The sequence below is a fragment of the Pseudomonas sp. Pseusp15 genome, from assembly GCF_059492165.1.
Map to the genome: position 1 here is coordinate 1,765,423 of NZ_CP168523.1, position 16,558 is coordinate 1,781,980.

The following is a 16,558-nucleotide window of genomic DNA, read 5'->3' on the forward strand; positions in this document are numbered from 1 at the left end:
AGCGATCAGGCTTGCGGTTCAGCCGGTGCTTCGCTGTCGCCAGCAGGAGCGGGAGCGGCGGTGTCCGGACGAGCCGACTTGATCTCTTGCAGTCCCTCGGTGTTGGCAATGACGTCACGCAACAGCTTGTCCAGATCATCGTTGCCGTCGAGTTTGGTCAGCAGGTCGCGCAGACGTTGACGCGCTTCGAACAGGCGCCGCAGCGGAGTGACTTGCTCGACCACCTTGACCGGATCGAAGTCATCGATGTGTTTGAAGTTGAGCTCGATGTTGAGCTTGCTGTCGTCGCCGCTGAGGGTGTTGTTGACCTGCAAGGTGGCGCGCGGGCCGATCGAGGCGAGGACTTCATTGAAGTTGTCGCGGTCGATTTCGGTGAAACGCCGTTCATTCAATTTCGGGAGTGGTTCGAGAGGCTTGCCGGAGAGGTCGGCAAGAATACCGACAACCAATGGCAATTCTTTCTTCTCGATCGCGTTGCCGATTTCGACGTCGTAGGTGATTTGCACCCGGGGTGGGCGAACCCTGTCTAGCTTGTGCTGAGTACTTTCTGCCATGGTGGCTGACTCCGATGCATGAGGCGGGAGCAATGCATCGGGAGGCCCGTTTCATCGCATTCCCTTACTGGACCGTAGGTTAGAAAGGGAGGGCAGAGGACCTGTCATTCCTTTGACGAACCTTCCGAATTCGTCGTGCCGACCGAACTACCCAAGACGCTAGAACAGGTCTATAAAAAAGCAAACGAAAAACGTTTTTGGACCGTGTCGAGAAAAGGAAAATTCATTTTGTACGCACGTCTCTTTTCTTTGGTTCTGCTCCTCTCACTCGCCGGGTGTTCGTTGTTCGGGCCTCGCGTCGATCTCGATAACCTGACGCTGGACGTCGCGCCCCGCGCCAACGACGACACCCCGATTGCGGTGGACTTCATTGCGGTGAACGACGCAGATCTGCTCAAGCAATTGTCGGGTATCACCGCCCGCCAGTGGTTCGCCGAGCGTGAGCAGTATCAGCGCGACTACCGACAGCTGATGACAGTCTGGGGACTGGAGCTGGTGCCGGGTCAATTCATCGACAAACAACCCTTTCCGCTGGGGGGCAAGCGGGCGGCTGGACTTTTAGTCTTCGCCAGCTATACCACTCCCGGAGCACACCGGTTGCGGCTGGACGATCAAAGCAACGCCTGGCTCAAGTTCGACAGTCGCGAGATGACATTGGTCAGCGACCACCCGAACTGAACACCGGGGGATTAAGGCGCGTAAACAGACATGTAGGAGCCAGGCTTGCCGGCGAAGGCGTCCTTGCGAGCGCCTTCGCCGGCAAGCCTGGCTCCTACGAAAAGCGGGCCAGGCCGCCATTGGTGCGGCGTCACGAGAGGTCGAAGGGAATCGTATGAGTCTGCTTCCTGACGCGGTTTGCTGGCATGAGGGCATGCAGTTGCTGCCCCAGCATTTTCAGTTGCAAGGGCTGCGGGCCGAGGCGTTGGTAGCGCATTTCGCCCAAGCATGTAATCCGTGGTTCTGGGGCGTGACCCGCGTTGAATTCGACCCCTCGGCACTGAGCGCCGGGCTGGTGCGCCTGCTCAATTTGCAGGCGACGTTGCCGGACGGTTTGCCGGTCAATTTGCAGGCCGGTGTCGGGCCGATGCTGGAGCTCGACGTCAGTGAAGCGATCGACGCCACGGACAACGCCACTGTCACCGTTTACCTGGCGGTCAGTCCGCTGTGGCGTGCCGGTCAGTTACTGCCGCTCAAGGGGCGATTGCAGTCTGTCGTCGGCGATGCGCTGCCGGATCTCACCAGCGGCGAGTACCCCGAATCGATCACGGTGTGGCGCCCGAATCCGCGTTTGTGCACGCAACTGAACAAGGCCGATTCGGTCTGCCTGCCGCTGCTGAGAATTCGCAAGGAAGGCGGCGGTTTTCTTGCGTTGCCTTACACACCACCGACGCCGTGCCTGTTACCCGAATCGGTGGTGGGCCGGCGCGTGGCGGGACTGTGTGCCAGGGCGCGGGAGAAATGCATGTTCCTCGCCGGTCGCTTGCGCCAGGCGCAGCAGGCCGGCAATCAGGATGATTCGATGGAAATCCGGCGTCAGTTGACCGCGCTGTGGGCGCGGTTGCCGGAAGTCGAAGGTCTGCTGAACAGTCGCGTGGCCACGCCGCAGGCGCTGTATGGCTCGCTGCTCGGGCTGACCGGCGCCTGGTCGGCGCTCGATCCATTGGCGGGTGTTCCGGCGTTCGCCCCGCTGGATTTTCTGGAGTTGCAGCGCGGCTATGAAACGGTGCTCGACTGGCTGGAAAAGACCCTCGAACTGATCCGCGCCGGCTATCGCAGCCTGGCGTTCGAGCGCAACGAACAATCCTTCTCGATTCAATTGCCCGACGACCAACCGAGCCAACGGCTGGTCATCGGTTTGCGCATGCCCAATGGCGCCAGCGAACAGGCCGCCAGCGAATGGCTGAGCGGAGCGATCATCGCCTCGCAGCCGCACATCCCGTTGCTCAGCCGTCAGCGCATGAGCGGTTTGTCCCATCAGGCCATGAGTCGCAATGAGCAAGTGGCCTACGGCGTCGGCGACGATACGCGGTTGTTCGTGGTGACGGCCGAAGGCCAATGGTTCGACGGGCAGTTGCCGTTGCTGATTGCCGCACCGGCTTCCAGGCTGGCCAGCAGTCCATGGCAAGTGGTGTTGTTTGTGGCCCAGGCGAGTGAAAGTGCTTGATCGAGGAAGGAACGTCATATGTCTGAGGGGAATGCCGGGACAGGTACACGAGGCCTCAACGAAGCGCCGCTGAGCAGTGCTTTTCGCCAGGCCTGGCAGCAATGGTCCCAGGACTGGAGCCAGTTGCCCAAGGACAGCGAAGACGAAGCGCTGGTGGAAGCGGTGGTCGAACTCTCCACGCAAATCTCCCAGCGACTCTGGCGAACGGCTTTTGCCAAAGTCGGTGATGCCGCCACCGAACAAGTCAAAGCGCTGGTTTATGCCTTTGTCGCGCTGGTCGATGAAACCTTGCTGTTCACGCCGTGGCCGGGCCAGTCGGCCTGGCAGGATAAACCCCTGGAATCGCGGATGTACTCCAGTCGTCAGGCCGGCGAGCGGATACCGTTGGCGATCAAGGAACTGCTGGATGAGCAAATCCCTACCACTCGCGATCTGGCCAATGTCTATTTGCAGTGCCTGGTGCTGGGCTTTCAGGGGCGTCTGCGGGGTGAACAGAATCAGGCCCAGCATGAAAAATGGCGCCTGGCGCTGTTCACCTTTGCCTGGCAGCACGAGGCGGATTATGCCGATGTCAGCGCCCGGCTCGAACAACCTTCGGCGGTGACGCCGCTGCAATTGCCGGTGCGTCTTTCGTTGCCCGATGGCTTTCGCCTGGGGTTGGGAATTCTTGCCGTGGTCCTGCTGCTGACCGGGTTGGGGCAGTTGTTCTGGCGTGACATTCGCCAGGAGCTCGAACCGGTCTTGCAACTGACCGATTCGGTGGCCACCTCGGAGCAAGACTCATGAGCACGCTGGGGATTATCGGCCTGATCATCGTCGTGCTGTTGGTGCTGGCGATCGTCGCCGTGGCGGTCTGGTGGTTGCGCACGCAAAGCGGCGCGGCGATCCGCAGTTTTTACCTGGCGGTGCGGCAGATGGAGCAGGAGCAGGGCACCCGGGATCGCTACCAGATTCCCTGGCTGCTGATGCTCGGCAACGAGACTCAGGGCACGCAGTTGTGCACCCAGTGGCGCTTGCAGCCCACCGACAAACCGGGCTGGTTCGGTCGCTGGTGGTCGGACCCCGAAGGTGCCGTATTGGTGGTGCCCCAGGCGCTGTTTTTGCCGGATGAAGGCATGCACCTGCAACGGGGTGGCTGGTGGCGCTTGCTGGGGTTGATCCTGCGCTTGCGCAGTCAGCGTCCGCTGGACGGCGTGATCTGGACGGTGCCGATCAGTCGGCTGGGCAATGCCGAGCAGGCGGCGGCCCTCGGCCTGGCGGCGCGTCGACGTTTTATCGATCTATTGCAGCGCTTCGGTTTGAGTCTGCCGGTGTACGTGGTCGTTACCGGCATGGAAGAGTTGCCGGGTTTTCAGGAGTTGATTAGCGCGCTGCCGGCCGAGGCTCGCGAACGTACGCTCGGCTGGTCCTCGCCCCACGGGCCCGATGCGGTGTGGCAGGCGCAATGGAGCGATCAGGCGCTGGATCAGGTCAACCGGGCCCTGGCGGAATCGATCATCGAAATCGGCGCCTTGTCCGGGCAATTGAGCGTCGATCTGTACGGCTTGCCGGAGCGCTTCGAAGCCTTGCGGCGCAATCTGCAATCCTTGCTGGAACCGGTTTTCCAGGGTAATGCGCAAGGCGAAGCACCGCGTTTTCGCGGGGTTTATTTCACCGCCAACCAGCCCTCGGATGACAGCGCCGACGGGTTTTCGGCCTACGACACCGGCTTGCAGCAGAGCGCTTTCGCCCGGCAACTGTGGCAGCGGCGGGTGGTCGCCGAGCGCGGTCTGGCTCAGGTGGTGCCGCGTCTGTTACGCCTGCGTCAGCGCTGGCAGCGCGTGACCGGTGGGGTGGCGCTGGTGGTCGCGCTGCTCTGGGGCGCTGGCATGCTGTGGGTGTGGCAGGACTCGGAAAAGGATGCCCATGAGTTGTCGCGCCTGATGCAAGGGGCGCAGAAAAATTACGTGGCGGTCACGGATGAATCTCATCGGCTGGAGGCGACCCGGCGCAACGTCCAGGGTTTCTGGCGGGTGCTGGAGAAGGCGCAGCGCTGGCGCTTCACCTCGGTGGTGTTTCCGACCTCCTGGTTCTCCTCGCTGGATGCGCAGTTGGAGAACGAATTGCGCCTGACCGCACAAAGTCACTTGTTGTTGCCGCTGCGCGATCTGTTGAGCGCGGATCTGGCGCAACTCAAGACCATTCGCAACACCGAACGACGGGGCAACGTCGAAAGCGAAGACCCGGCCCAATGGCAAAACTACGTCAAGGCCACGGAGCTGGTCGGGCGTGCGGTGAGTCTGGAGCAGCAGAACCAGTGGTTCAGTCAGGCGCTGAACAACACCAAGGCGCCGCTCGAAGACCTGGTGTTGCTGAGCAACAACGCCCTGTCGCTGAACCTCAACGCAGGCACTCTGCACCGCGCCGGCTTTTACAACCGGGCGCTGTTGGATGCCGACAACAGTGAGTTGAAGCCGCTGGACCTGACCGTCGAGCGCGCGCAGATCGAGGAAAACTTCCTCGGGCTCATGGAGCGCTGGCTGGACCAGTATTTTCTCGCTGACAACTTTGTCCGTCAGGCCGGTTATCTACGTTTGCACCTGGAGCGGCTGGAGGTCGGCAGCGGCAATTCCCTCACCGAGCTGGAAGATCTACGGGCGTTGATCGACGACCTGCAAGCGCTGGTCGGCTTGACCAACTCGGCGTGGAGCCGGGGCAAGGGACAGGATCTGGTGCCCGGTTACCGGGCGATGATGGACAAGGTGCGCCAAAGCACATTGCTTGGTCCGCAGGTCGAACAGCAACTGGATCAACAGGCGTCGAAGTTGCAGCAGAGCTTTCGTGACCAGTGGATCACCCAGACCGGGGCCAGGGACAATTTGCTGATTCAGCTAGGCAGCGGGCAACTGGTCTTGCAGGAGCATGTGGTGCAGTTGAACAACGCCGTGCAGGCACTGTTCAAGCGTGATTTTGTCGCCATCGCCTTGCAGGCGGATCAGTCCGACGTCCCGGATGGACAGGGGCGCGGTGTTGATGGCGACGACCTCGACAGTGCGCTGAACTACTTCGCCAGTTACAAGAGTTATGCCGCCGAAGAGCTGCCGCGCATCCCCCCGGCGTATCGCGGCGCGTTGCTGCAAGCGGCCGAAGGCGCGGTGGTCAAGGCCATGTTGTCGAGCCTGCGCGAGCACAATGCGCAGGTCCAAAGTGGTGTCTTCAATGTGCAGGCCTCTCAGGCGATTGCCTTGCAAAAGGCTTTTGTCGAAGTGCGCCGCAGCGATCTGGCCACGCGTTTGCAAACCGCTTTGAACCGCCGCGCCCTGGCCGACATCGTCAGTGGCCTCGATGAAATCGTCGCCCAGCCGCTGTTCAGCGGGCGCACCGAAATCAGCCAGTGGGACGGCTCGAAAAACTTCGGCCTGCAACTGTATGGCGCCAATGACGTTCAGGATCTGAAACTGAGCCTCAAGCAGCAGTTCAATACCATGCTCGGCATCACCGAGCGCCGCACTTCGGCGCTGGAATGGCTGAAAGTCCAGCAACAGAACCTCTCGGCGCTGGATTACGAACGGGTGACGCAGTTCAGTGCGCTCAACGATGAACTGCTCAAATACAAAGAACAGAACCCCGCCAGTTCGCCAGCGCAGATCGAGCAGTTGGTGAGCCGCGACTTCATCGAAATGGACGTCGCGTCCTGTGGCCAGATCCTGCAAACCGCCAACCTGTCCGGTGGGCGCGGAACGTTGGCATTGCGCGCCGTGGATCTGCAACAAACCGCCATGCAACGCTGCCAGTTCCTGCAACAGCAGCAGGCTGCGGCGGCCTGGAATGAGTTGGCCAATTATTTCAACCAGTACCTGGCAGAGCGCTTTCCGTTTGCCAATGGCTTGCAGGCCAGCGACGCCGACCCGGCCCGGGTCCAGCATTTGCTGGAGCTGATCGACAAGCGTTTGCCGGTGGCGCAGGCCGGATTGGCTCTGAGCCAGACCCCGGAACGCCTGGCCGCCGAGGACTTTCTCAATCGTCTGAAGCAAGCCAGCACCTGGCTGGGGCCGATGTTCGTGCGCGACAAGAGCGGCGTGCTGGGGTTGGAGATGGATGTGCGCTGGCGCACCGATCGGGAGGAAGAGCGCGGTGCCGACCAGGTGATTGCCTGGGGCTTGAATGCCGGGAATCAACAGATCAACTACCCCGGCGAGGCTCAGCAGAACCTGCGCTGGATGGTCGGCCAACCAGTCCGGCTGACCTTGCGTTGGGCCAGAAATGGCTATCAGCGTCCGGCCAACGATCCGTTACAGCCGAGCCTGGTGGTGCGTGATCTGGAAGCGGGTTGGGAGTACAGCGGTCCATGGTCGCTGTTGCGCTTGATGCGTTCGCACGTGTCGGTGCAGCGCCAGCCGAACCTGGACTACACGGATTTTCCGTTGACCTTGCGCTTGCCCGTGACCACGCAGGCCAGCGCAGCGGAGCAAACCCTGATGTTTGTGCGCCTGTCGTTGATGACCCAGGGCTCGAAACTGCCGTTGTCCATTCAGCCCTTGCCGACCCGGGCTCCGCGTTCACCGTTCCTGGTGACGCGCTCGACCGCGGCGATTGATTCCCATGAGGAGGAGGGCCTGTGAATCAACCATCAACACCGTTGCCGGAACTGATTGCGCAACTGCTCGAACCGATCAGCAAGGAGGCGCCTTGTGGTCAGGATTTGCGTTATGAACCCGAGTTCGACCGGTTGCGCGAATTGCGCCGCGAGGATGACACCAGTTTGCCGACGGGGGTGTGGCAGTCGTCGATCAAGCGCGCCCAGTGGCCGGAGCTGGAAAAACTGGCCACGAGCCTGCTGCTCGAGCGCAGCAAGGATTTGATGCTCAGCGCCTGGCTGGGGGAGGCCTGGCTGCATCAGGACGGGCTCGATGGGTTGCCGGGCAGCCTGGCGCTGGTGGCCGGGTTGTGCGAACGCTATCCCGAACACCTGCACCCACAGGCTGAGGATGGCGACCTGTCGTGGCGAGTGATACCGCTGGAATGGTTGGCTCGACGCTACGCTGAAGTGTTGCTGACCCGAGTGCCGTTGTTCGAACCGCACAACCACGAATTCGACGGCTTCTGTCTGGACGCCTGGCGCCGGTTGCAGTTGCAACAGGTGCAGGGCAGCGACAGTAAAGCGGCCAAGACCTCGGCCGAGAACGCGCGCAACGAACAGAAAAAAATCACCGAACAGATTCGTGCCACACCGTTGTCATTCTGGTTGCGCAGCCAGGGCAGCCTGCTGCTCAGTCAGCAGCACTTGCAGCGCCTGGAGGTGTGGAGCGACGCTTTTCTCGGGAATCAGGCCCCAGGCTTCAAGGCGCTGCAGGACGTGATCGACGCGTTGTTGACCCTGGTTCAGGAGTTTATCGCCATGCATCCACGAAAACCGACCCCGGCGCCTCCGGTCGAAACGCCAGTGGTGGCTGCATCGAGCCCCAGCCCGACCGCCGCGCCTGAAGTCCTTGCAGTGCCCCAGGTGTTCAGCGAACCGGCGAATCGTGAAGAGGCGTACCGGCAATTGCTGCTGATCGCCGAGTACCTGGCGCGCACCGAACCCCACAGCCCGGTGCCCTATCTGATCAAGCGGGGTGTGGAGTGGGGCAACAAGCCCCTGAGCGAGCTGCTGGGCGAACTGATCAGCGCCGATGCCGAATCCCGACGACTCTGGACACTGTTAGGCGTTCTTTAGTGATTGAGCCGGGTGGTTGTTGTCGATGGTGGCGGTAACGCAATGGGCGTCAGTACCGGTTGACCGGAAAAAAAAGCCGTCAGGTTTTTGCCGGCCAGTTCGACGGTGCCTTGGGTGGCCTCCGGGGACAATCCGGCGACATGCGGAGTCAGAATCACGTTGGCCAACCCCTTGAGGGCGTCCGGTACCTGGGGTTCGTGGTCGAAGACATCCAGCGCGGCACCGGCGATCCGCCGCTGTTCGAGCGCGGTGATCAGGTCTGCCGTGACGACCACGCTGGCTCGGGCGATGTTGACGAGGAATCCGTTGGGCCCCAGGGCGTCGAGCACTTGCCGGTTGATCAGGTGTTGGGTGCCGATCCCGCCCGGGGTGGCAACTATCAGAAAGTCTGATTGGCGTGCCAGCTCGGTAGGCGTCGAGCAATAGCTGTACGGCACATCGCTGCGATGCTGGCGGTTGTGGTAACTCACTCTCATATCGAAGCCGTTGGCGGCACGTTTGGCGATAGCGAGGCCAACGGCACCGAGGCCGAGAATGCCTATGTGTTTGCCGGCCAGCGAAGGACGCATGATCTTCGGCCACTCGCCCCGACGGACGGCAGCATCTGCCCGAGGGATGTCACGAACCAGTGCCAGCAGCAACGCCATGGCGTGATCGGCAACGGAGGAGGCATTGACGCCGGCGCCGTTGGTGACAGTGATGCCCCGGTTGACGGCGGCCTGCAGGTCAACGTGTTCGTAACCGGCGCCGATCACGCAGATGATCTTGAGGTTGGGCAGGGCGGCGATTTCATTGGCATACAGGCCCAACGGGCCACGCGTCAGCACCGCATCGATCTGGCTGCCCTGCCGGGCAATGGCGGCAGCGCGCTCGGCCGGGGTTGGGGCCAGGATCAAATGAAACCCCTGATGTTCGAGAATCGGCAGGTATTCATTGATGGTTTCAACCAGTACCAGAACGGTTGCGGTCATGCTGGGCTCCTGTGGGCAGCGGAGTGTGGGGCTCGAACGTCGCGTCAGATTGCTGACTCCAGAGCAGATTGGCAATGGTCCGAGATCATAGGCTATTGGTTGGCAAGCACCTGTGCAGGCGTTGGCGATACCGGCGAGCTTCTTAGATACAACACTAGATCAGTGCGCGGCAGGTGGAGAGGATTTGTCCGCGATGAAATTGCCGCAGCAGTTGTCGAGCCTGCGTTCGGCTGCGCAGCAGTCGTAAAGTCAGGCGCTGCGGTTCGTCAGGCACACCGTACATTAGGGTTTACTAAAGCGTGTCAGAAAACGACACATCGCATACCCGCTGCCGACAATTATTTTTCTAAAAGCGACAGGCCTTTGATCTGCTCCGCACAACCATTGCTCAGCTAAGCCTTTGCTTCTGCTCGTTTATCGCGGAGAATCCCGCCCCTGTTTCGGCCGGAGCATGTCTGTCGGTTTTTTCCGACGCGTCCTGACCGAGTGGCAAGTGACCGGAAAGCGGAGATCCGACCGGATGAATGATCAGGCCAATAGCGTCGACGAACGCTATGTAGCGGCGACACCAGCGAGCCTCGAAAGCTGGAATCGCCATGACACCACCTGGATGCTGGGCCTGTTTGGCACGGCAATCGGGGCCGGTACCCTGTTTTTACCCATCAACGCGGGGCTGGGCGGCTTTTGGCCGTTGCTGATCCTGGCGTTGCTGGCGTTCCCCATGACGTTTTACGCGCACCGTGGCCTGACCCGCTTTGTGCTGTCCGGTCGTGAAGGTGCAGACATCACCGAAGTGGTGGAAGAACATTTCGGCATTAAGGCCGGCGCGCTGATCACCTTGTTGTATTTCTTCGCGATCTTCCCGATCCTGCTGATCTACAGCGTGGCCCTGACCAACACCGTGGGCAGTTTCCTCGAACATCAGCTGCACATCATGCCGCCACCGCGCGCCGTGCTGTCGTTCGTGCTGATTCTCGGCCTGCTGGCGGTGGTGCGTTGCGGTGAGCAGGTGATCGTCAAGGCCATGAGCCTGATGGTGTATCCGTTCATCGTCGCGCTGCTGTTCCTGGCGGTGTTCCTGATTCCTCACTGGAATGGCGGCATCCTCAGCACCGCGTCCACGCTGCCTGAGTCGTCGGCGCTGCTGCACACCCTGTGGCTGGCGATTCCGGTGATGGTGTTCTCGTTCAACCATTCGCCGATCATTTCGGCGTTCGCGGTGGACCAGAAACGTCGCTACGGCACGCATGCCCAAGAGCGCAGTTCGCAGATCCTGTCCCGCGCCCACCTCTTGATGGTGGTGATGGTGCTGTTCTTCGTCTTCAGCTGCGTGTTGACCCTGTCGCCGGCGCAACTGGCGGAAGCCAAGGCACAGAACCTGTCGATCCTGTCGTACCTGGCCAACCACTTCAGCAACCCGACTATCGCCTTCGCGGCGCCGTTGATTGCCTTCGTGGCCATTTCCAAGTCATTCCTGGGCCACTACATCGGCGCCAGCGAAGGCTTGAAGGGCTTGATCGTCAAGAGCGGCAAACGCCCGGCGCCGAAGACCCTGGACCGCATGACCGCAGCGTTCATGCTGGTGGTCTGCTGGGTCGTCGCGACCCTGAACCCGAGCATTCTCGGCATGATCGAAACCCTCGGTGGCCCGGTCATCGCGGCGATTCTGTTCCTGATGCCGATGTACGCGATCCGCAAAGTACCGGCGATGGCGCGTTACCGTGGCCAAGCCTCCAACGTCTTCGTGACGCTGGTGGGTCTGGTGGCCATTTCGGCGTTGATCTACTCGCTCAGCGCCTGAAACAGCGGGCGATCAATCGGAGCTGCCCCGGTTGATCGCCCCCTTCGAATGCCCGGCCAGACGACCTTTGGTTCGCTGGCGGCAATGCTCGATAGCCGCAACGGCTTTTTCGCAGGCCTTGCACAGCGTGGCCGGCGCAGAAGCTTGCTGCGGTGCGAACCACTCGGGGCAGAAGCTGATCACACCGTCCGGCGAATGCATCCATTGGCTCATAACGTGTTGAACCGTCCCGCTCAGGCCCTTTCTGGCGCGCAAGGCGTTAAGTGATGGCGCACAGAGCTGGTCCAGCGCCAGCCGATGGACCTCGCGCAAGAACGGTGAAATCTGTACCGAAAGGTAGGCAATGCCGAACGTCTCCTGGGCCACTCGTGCGCCCAACGCCCAAAACGAGCCCACCACCACGATATCCTCATGGCGCCGCGCTGCGATGTAGTCATAGGTCGGTTCGAGCAGGTGCGAGACTGCGTTCCACTGCTCTGCCAAAGCGCTTTTCGAGTCTCGCGGGCGGGGCGTGTCGTCGCAGGTTTGCTGGCCTAACGGCTCGAATTCCAGCCCGTACTGTTCGACGGTGGCTTTGAACGCCGGCAGGCTGCACAAGGTCGCGCGATGACCGCGCAGGTTCAGCGCATTGGCCAGGCCAATGAAGGGGAAAACGTCACCGGGCGAACCGATGGCGATCAGGATGACCCGCATGACTCCTCCTTGAGATAAGGCCCGTGGGGCCTCGTGGCACGCCGTCCTGGTGCCGACATCAGGCAAAGATAGCTGGGTAATCGGCGTCAGGTATAAAAAAACGCCGCTCATCTCACGATGGGCGGCGTTTTTTATGGCTTTGTAGCGTTAGGCTTGAACGACCGGGATGTTGGCGTTCGCAGCAGCTTCACGGAACTCGGCGATCTGGTCGAAGGACAGGTAGCGGTAAACGTCGGCCGCCATGCTGTCGATCTTGCCAGCGTATTCCATGTACTCCTCGACGGTCGGCAGGCGACCCAGGATGGACGCAACGGACGCCAGCTCGGCCGAAGCCAGGTAGACGTTCGCGCCGTCACCCAGACGGTTCGGGAAGTTACGGGTCGACGTCGACACCACGGTGGAGTTCGGCTCTACACGTGCCTGGTTACCCATGCACAGCGAGCAGCCCGGCATTTCCATGCGTGCGCCGGCCTTGCCGTAGATGCCGTAGTAGCCTTCTTCGGTCAGCTGGTGAGCGTCCATTTTGGTCGGCGGCGACAGCCACAGACGGGTTGGCAGCTGACCTTTGACCTGTTCCAGCAACTTGCCGGCAGCGCGGAAGTGACCGATGTTGGTCATGCACGAACCGATGAACACTTCGTCGATCTTCTCGCCAGCAACGCTGGAGAGCAGACGGGCGTCGTCCGGATCGTTCGGTGCGCAGAGCACAGGCTCATTGATGTCCGCCAGATCGATTTCGATGACTTCGGCGTATTCGGCGTCGGCATCGGCTTCCATCAGTTGCGGGTTGGCGATCCAGGCTTCCATCGCTTGAGCGCGACGCTCCAGGGTACGTGCATCGCCGTAGCCTTCGCCGATCATCCAGCGCAGCAGGGTGATGTTGGATTGCAGGTACTCGGTGATCGACTCTTTCGACAGCTTGATGGTGCAACCGGCAGCCGAACGTTCGGCCGACGCGTCGGACAGCTCGAAAGCCTGTTCCAGCGTCAGGCCTTCCAGGCCTTCGATTTCCAGGATGCGGCCGGAGAAGGCGTTTTTCTTGCCTTTCTTCTCGACGGTCAGCAGACCGTTCTGGATGGCGAAGTAAGGAATGGCATGAACCAGGTCACGCAGGGTGATGCCAGGTTTCATTTTGCCTTTGAAGCGCACCAGGATCGATTCCGGCATGTCCAGCGGCATGACGCCGGTGGCTGCGGCGAACGCGACCAGACCGGAACCGGCCGGGAACGAGATGCCCATCGGGAAACGGGTGTGCGAGTCGCCACCGGTACCCACGGTGTCTGGCAGCAGCATGCGGTTCAGCCACGAGTGGATGATGCCGTCGCCCGGACGCAGGGAAACGCCGCCGCGGGTCATGATGAAGTCAGGCAGGGTGTGGTGGGTGGTCACGTCGATCGGCTTTGGATAAGCCGCGGTGTGGCAGAAGGACTGCATCACCAGATCAGCGGAGAAGCCCAGGCACGCCAGGTCTTTCAGTTCGTCACGGGTCATAGGACCGGTGGTGTCCTGGGAACCCACGGTGGTCATCTTCGGTTCGCAGTAGGTGCCAGGACGAACGCCTTTGCCTTCTGCCAGGCCGCAAGCCTTGCCGACCATTTTCTGCGCCAGGGTGAAACCCTTGGTGCTTTCGGCCGGTGCTTCAGGCTTCTTGAACAGGTCGAACGGTGGCAGACCCAGTTCGGCGCGAGCCTTCTCGGTCAGGCCACGGCCGATGATCAGCGGAATACGGCCGCCAGCGCGGACTTCGTCCAGCAGAACCGGGGTCTTCATTTCGAAGGTGGTCAGGACTTCGTCGCTGTTGTGCTTGGTGACTTTGCCAGCATGCGGGTACAGGTCGATCACATCGCCCATGTTCATGTTGGAAACGTCGAACTCGATTGGCAGTGCGCCGGCATCTTCCATGGTGTTGTAGAAGATCGGAGCGATTTTGCTGCCGAAGCAGAAACCGCCAGCGCGCTTGTTCGGCACGTAAGGAATGTCGTCGCCGAAGAACCACAGTACCGAGTTGGTAGCGGATTTACGCGAGGAACCGGTACCGACCACGTCACCGACGTAGGCGATAGGGAAGCCCTGGCCGCGCATTTCTTCGATCTGCTTCATCGGGCCGGTCTTGCCTTGCTCGTCCGGAACGATGCCGTCACGGGCCATTTTCAGCATGGCCAGGGCGTGCAGCGGGATGTCTGGACGCGACCAGGCGTCTGGAGCAGGGGACAGGTCGTCGGTGTTGGTTTCGCCGGTCACCTTGAAGACGCGCAGGCTGATCTTGTCGGCCAGCACCGGGCGCTTCTTGAACCACTCGCCGTCAGCCCAGGACTGCAGCACGGCCTTGGCGTGAACGTTGCCGTTCTTGGCTTTTTCAGCCACGTCGTGGAAGGCATCGAACATCAGCAGGGTGTGCTTGAGTTCTTCGGCAGCCACTGGCGCCAGTTCGGCGTCGTCCAGCAGGTTTACCAGGGTCACGATGTTGTAGCCGCCCTGCATGGTGCCGAGCAGTTCAACAGCGCGCTTCTTGTCGATCAGAGGGGATTTGGCTTCGCCCTTGGCGAGGGCAGACAGGAAACCGGCCTTTACATAGGCGGCTTCGTCCACTCCTGGCGGAACGCGATTGGTGATCAGGTCAACGAGGAAAGCTTCTTCGCCAGCCGGGGGATTCTTCAGCAGCTCGACCAGGCCTGCAGTTTGTTCGGCGTTAAGCGGCTGGGGAACGATACCCAGTGCTGCGCGCTCTTCGATATGTTTGCGGTAGGCTTCAAGCACAGTTATTACCCTCATCAGTGGTCCCAAATGGGTGTCCGGGACGCTCATCCCGAAATTGCCGTACTCATGCGCTGCGTGGCGTTGTGGGCCGCTTAGCCAGAATTACCGGCAATTCCTTACAGAAGCTGCTTTCAAAGTTTTACGCCTGCAGAACGGGGAGCTGATGAGGGTTGGCGTTGGGCTTTTCCCCGCTGGAAAAACCCTTCGCCAACACCGCTCTGAAGGAACGACTGTGCTCGTGACGCTTTGAAAACAGCTTCTTAACGGACATTGGCGCCTTAAAAGGCTGGCTGATTCTACGGCAAAAAAATTTGAAAGGTAAGTTAGGTCCAAAACTTTGAGGGGTGATGAATGTTAGACAAAGGGCTAACATGCCGACCTGTTCTGCTTTCCCGTGTTTTGTCTACCTATGCCCAATCAGACCATCAAGACCCCCTGCGTCGGCCTCTGCTCCACTGTTTACGGTGATTTGGTGTGCCGTGGCTGCAAGCGTTTCCACCACGAAGTGATCCATTGGAACGGTTACAACGAGGAAGAAAAACGCGCGGTGTGGTTGCGGCTTGAGCAGCTGTTGTCGCAGGTGATGGCTGCCAAGGTAGAAATTTTCGATCCCGCGCTGCTGAGAATGCAGCTGGAACAGCGCAAGATCCGCTTTGTGCCGCATCAGTCGGAGTATTGCTGGGCTTATCAGCTGATCGCCCGGGGCGCGCGGGTCATCAATAATCTGGAAGCCTACGGGATGGTGCTGCTGCCGGAGTTCCGCGACTGGAACCTGCCGGAATTGCGCGATGCCATTGATCGGGAATTTTTCCTGCTCTCGGAAGCGCATTACCAGCGCTACATTGCGCCGGGGTTCCTAAAAGACGCCTTTGGCGGCTGATTGCTTAACCTGTGGCGAGGGAGCTTGTCGGAACGCCGCACCGTCCCGTTCGGCTGCGCAGCAGTCGTCAATCGGCCAATGATTTTTGTCTGACACACTGCGCTGACCGAATTGGGGTCGCTTCGCAACCCAACGGGAGCAAGCTCCCTCGCCACAAGTCTTCGTAGCCTCAATGCCGGGTCACGATCTCTTCCAGGTGATCCATGATGTCGTCCGGCTTGAGCACCAGCACATCGCTTTCCAGCGCATCGAGCACCACTTCCGCCGTATTGCCGATCAACGCCCCGGACAACCCGGTCCGCGCCACCGTGCCGATCACCGTCACGGAGGCCCCCAGCTTATGGGCCATGAATGGAATCAATACATCCGCCGGGCCTTCCTCGATGTGCAGGTGGTCGTCGTCGATGTCGAACTCGGCCTGGAACGCCTGGCACTGCTCGCGGTAACGGGCCTCGATGGTTTCCTTGAGCTGCATCGTCGGGTCGGCCGCCGACAGCATCGGCGACGGATGGGCGCTGATGACATGCAAGTGGGCTTTGGCCAGGCTGGCAATGTCGTAGCCATGATCGATGATGCTGGCATGCAAGGTGCGGTGTTCGCCGTCCATGTTGCCGACATCGATGGCCGCCAGGATCACTCCACCGGTCCAGGGTTTGGCGGTTTTCACCAGCAGCACCGGAGTCGGGCAGTAGCGCAGCAGTTTCCAGTCCGCCGGAGTCAGCAGGGCCTTTTTCAGTGGGCTGTCGGGATAATGCTGCTTGACCACCAGCCCGCAACCTTCAGCCTGCTGCACATCGATAATGGTGTCGTGCAGGCTTTCGTTCCAGGCTTGCTCGGTGGTGACGTTGTACCCGTCCGCCAGCAGAGCCGCCTTGAGCACGCCGAGCATCGCGCTGTGATCATGCTTTTTATCGCAGACCAGCAGGTGCAGATGAGCCTGGGTCACGCCAGCGATCAATTTGGCCCGTTTGAGCGCCAGGCTTTCCGAGTGTTCGGGTTCGATGACCACCAGAATGCTGCGAATGGCTTGCATGATCGGGATC

12 protein-coding genes are annotated in these 16,558 nt (G+C 60.8%); 7 read left to right on the forward strand and 5 right to left on the reverse strand.

The genetic code is table 11. The features are described 5' to 3' along the window. Positions 1 to 5: 5 nt before the first annotated feature. Positions 6 to 554: a type VI secretion system contractile sheath small subunit gene (gene tssB, locus ACEN8R_RS08085; protein WP_026331704.1), complete on the reverse strand. Its 549-nt coding sequence runs from the start codon at positions 552 to 554 to the stop codon at positions 6 to 8. A gap of 228 nt (positions 555 to 782) precedes the next feature. Between tssB and ACEN8R_RS08090 the strand changes: the two genes are divergently transcribed. From ACEN8R_RS08090 to tssA, 5 genes are all read left to right on the forward strand, one after another. Continuing rightward, positions 783 to 1,232: a hypothetical protein gene (locus tag ACEN8R_RS08090; protein WP_007937709.1), complete on the forward strand. Its 450-nt coding sequence runs from the start codon at positions 783 to 785 to the stop codon at positions 1,230 to 1,232. Between the two features lie 154 nt (positions 1,233 to 1,386). Further along, complete coding sequence (gene tssK / locus ACEN8R_RS08095) at positions 1,387 to 2,718, forward strand: type VI secretion system baseplate subunit TssK (RefSeq protein WP_064618253.1); 1,332 nt, start codon at positions 1,387 to 1,389, stop codon at positions 2,716 to 2,718. Positions 2,719 to 2,736: 18 nt separating this feature from the next. Further along, positions 2,737 to 3,504, forward strand: coding sequence for a DotU family type IV/VI secretion system protein (locus ACEN8R_RS08100; RefSeq protein ID WP_258612227.1), 768 nt, complete (start codon positions 2,737 to 2,739; stop codon positions 3,502 to 3,504). Further along, positions 3,501 to 7,319: a type VI secretion system protein gene (locus ACEN8R_RS08105; RefSeq protein ID WP_495624744.1), complete on the forward strand. Its 3,819-nt coding sequence runs from the start codon at positions 3,501 to 3,503 to the stop codon at positions 7,317 to 7,319. Before ACEN8R_RS08100 ends, ACEN8R_RS08105 begins: the two co-directional genes overlap by 4 nt. Further along, on the forward strand, positions 7,316 to 8,413 hold the full coding sequence (gene tssA, locus ACEN8R_RS08110; protein WP_018929657.1) for a type VI secretion system protein TssA: 1,098 nt from the start codon (positions 7,316 to 7,318) through the stop codon (positions 8,411 to 8,413). The genes ACEN8R_RS08105 and tssA overlap by 4 nt, the downstream gene beginning before the upstream one ends. On the opposite strand, the gene ACEN8R_RS08115 is transcribed toward tssA, so the two are convergent. Next, on the reverse strand, positions 8,410 to 9,384 hold the full coding sequence (locus ACEN8R_RS08115) for a 2-hydroxyacid dehydrogenase (RefSeq protein ID WP_495624745.1): 975 nt from the start codon (positions 9,382 to 9,384) through the stop codon (positions 8,410 to 8,412). The two genes, tssA and ACEN8R_RS08115, sit on opposite strands and share 4 nt — an antisense overlap. Positions 9,385 to 9,904: 520 nt before the next feature. Between ACEN8R_RS08115 and ACEN8R_RS08120 the strand changes: the two genes are divergently transcribed. Continuing rightward, positions 9,905 to 11,185, forward strand: coding sequence for a serine/threonine transporter (locus tag ACEN8R_RS08120; protein ID WP_064618247.1), 1,281 nt, complete (start codon positions 9,905 to 9,907; stop codon positions 11,183 to 11,185). A gap of 12 nt (positions 11,186 to 11,197) precedes the next feature. Here ACEN8R_RS08120 and ACEN8R_RS08125 read toward each other — a convergent pair whose 3' ends face one another. Beyond that, positions 11,198 to 11,878: a glycosyltransferase gene (locus tag ACEN8R_RS08125; protein ID WP_158538457.1), complete on the reverse strand. Its 681-nt coding sequence runs from the start codon at positions 11,876 to 11,878 to the stop codon at positions 11,198 to 11,200. Between the two features lie 147 nt (positions 11,879 to 12,025). Beyond that, positions 12,026 to 14,635, reverse strand: coding sequence for a bifunctional aconitate hydratase 2/2-methylisocitrate dehydratase (acnB, locus tag ACEN8R_RS08130; RefSeq protein WP_018929654.1), 2,610 nt, complete (start codon positions 14,633 to 14,635; stop codon positions 12,026 to 12,028). Positions 14,636 to 15,044: 409 nt separating this feature from the next. Here acnB and ACEN8R_RS08135 point away from each other — a divergent pair, with 409 nt between their 5' ends. Beyond that, positions 15,045 to 15,515 (forward strand): DUF1289 domain-containing protein, encoded by a 471-nt coding sequence (locus ACEN8R_RS08135; protein WP_007937731.1) that lies wholly within the window; start codon positions 15,045 to 15,047, stop codon positions 15,513 to 15,515. 169 nt (positions 15,516 to 15,684) lie between these two features. On the opposite strand, the gene ACEN8R_RS08140 is transcribed toward ACEN8R_RS08135, so the two are convergent. Beyond that, positions 15,685 to 16,548 (reverse strand): universal stress protein, encoded by an 864-nt coding sequence (locus tag ACEN8R_RS08140; protein ID WP_018929653.1) that lies wholly within the window; start codon positions 16,546 to 16,548, stop codon positions 15,685 to 15,687. Positions 16,549 to 16,558 lie beyond the last annotated feature (10 nt).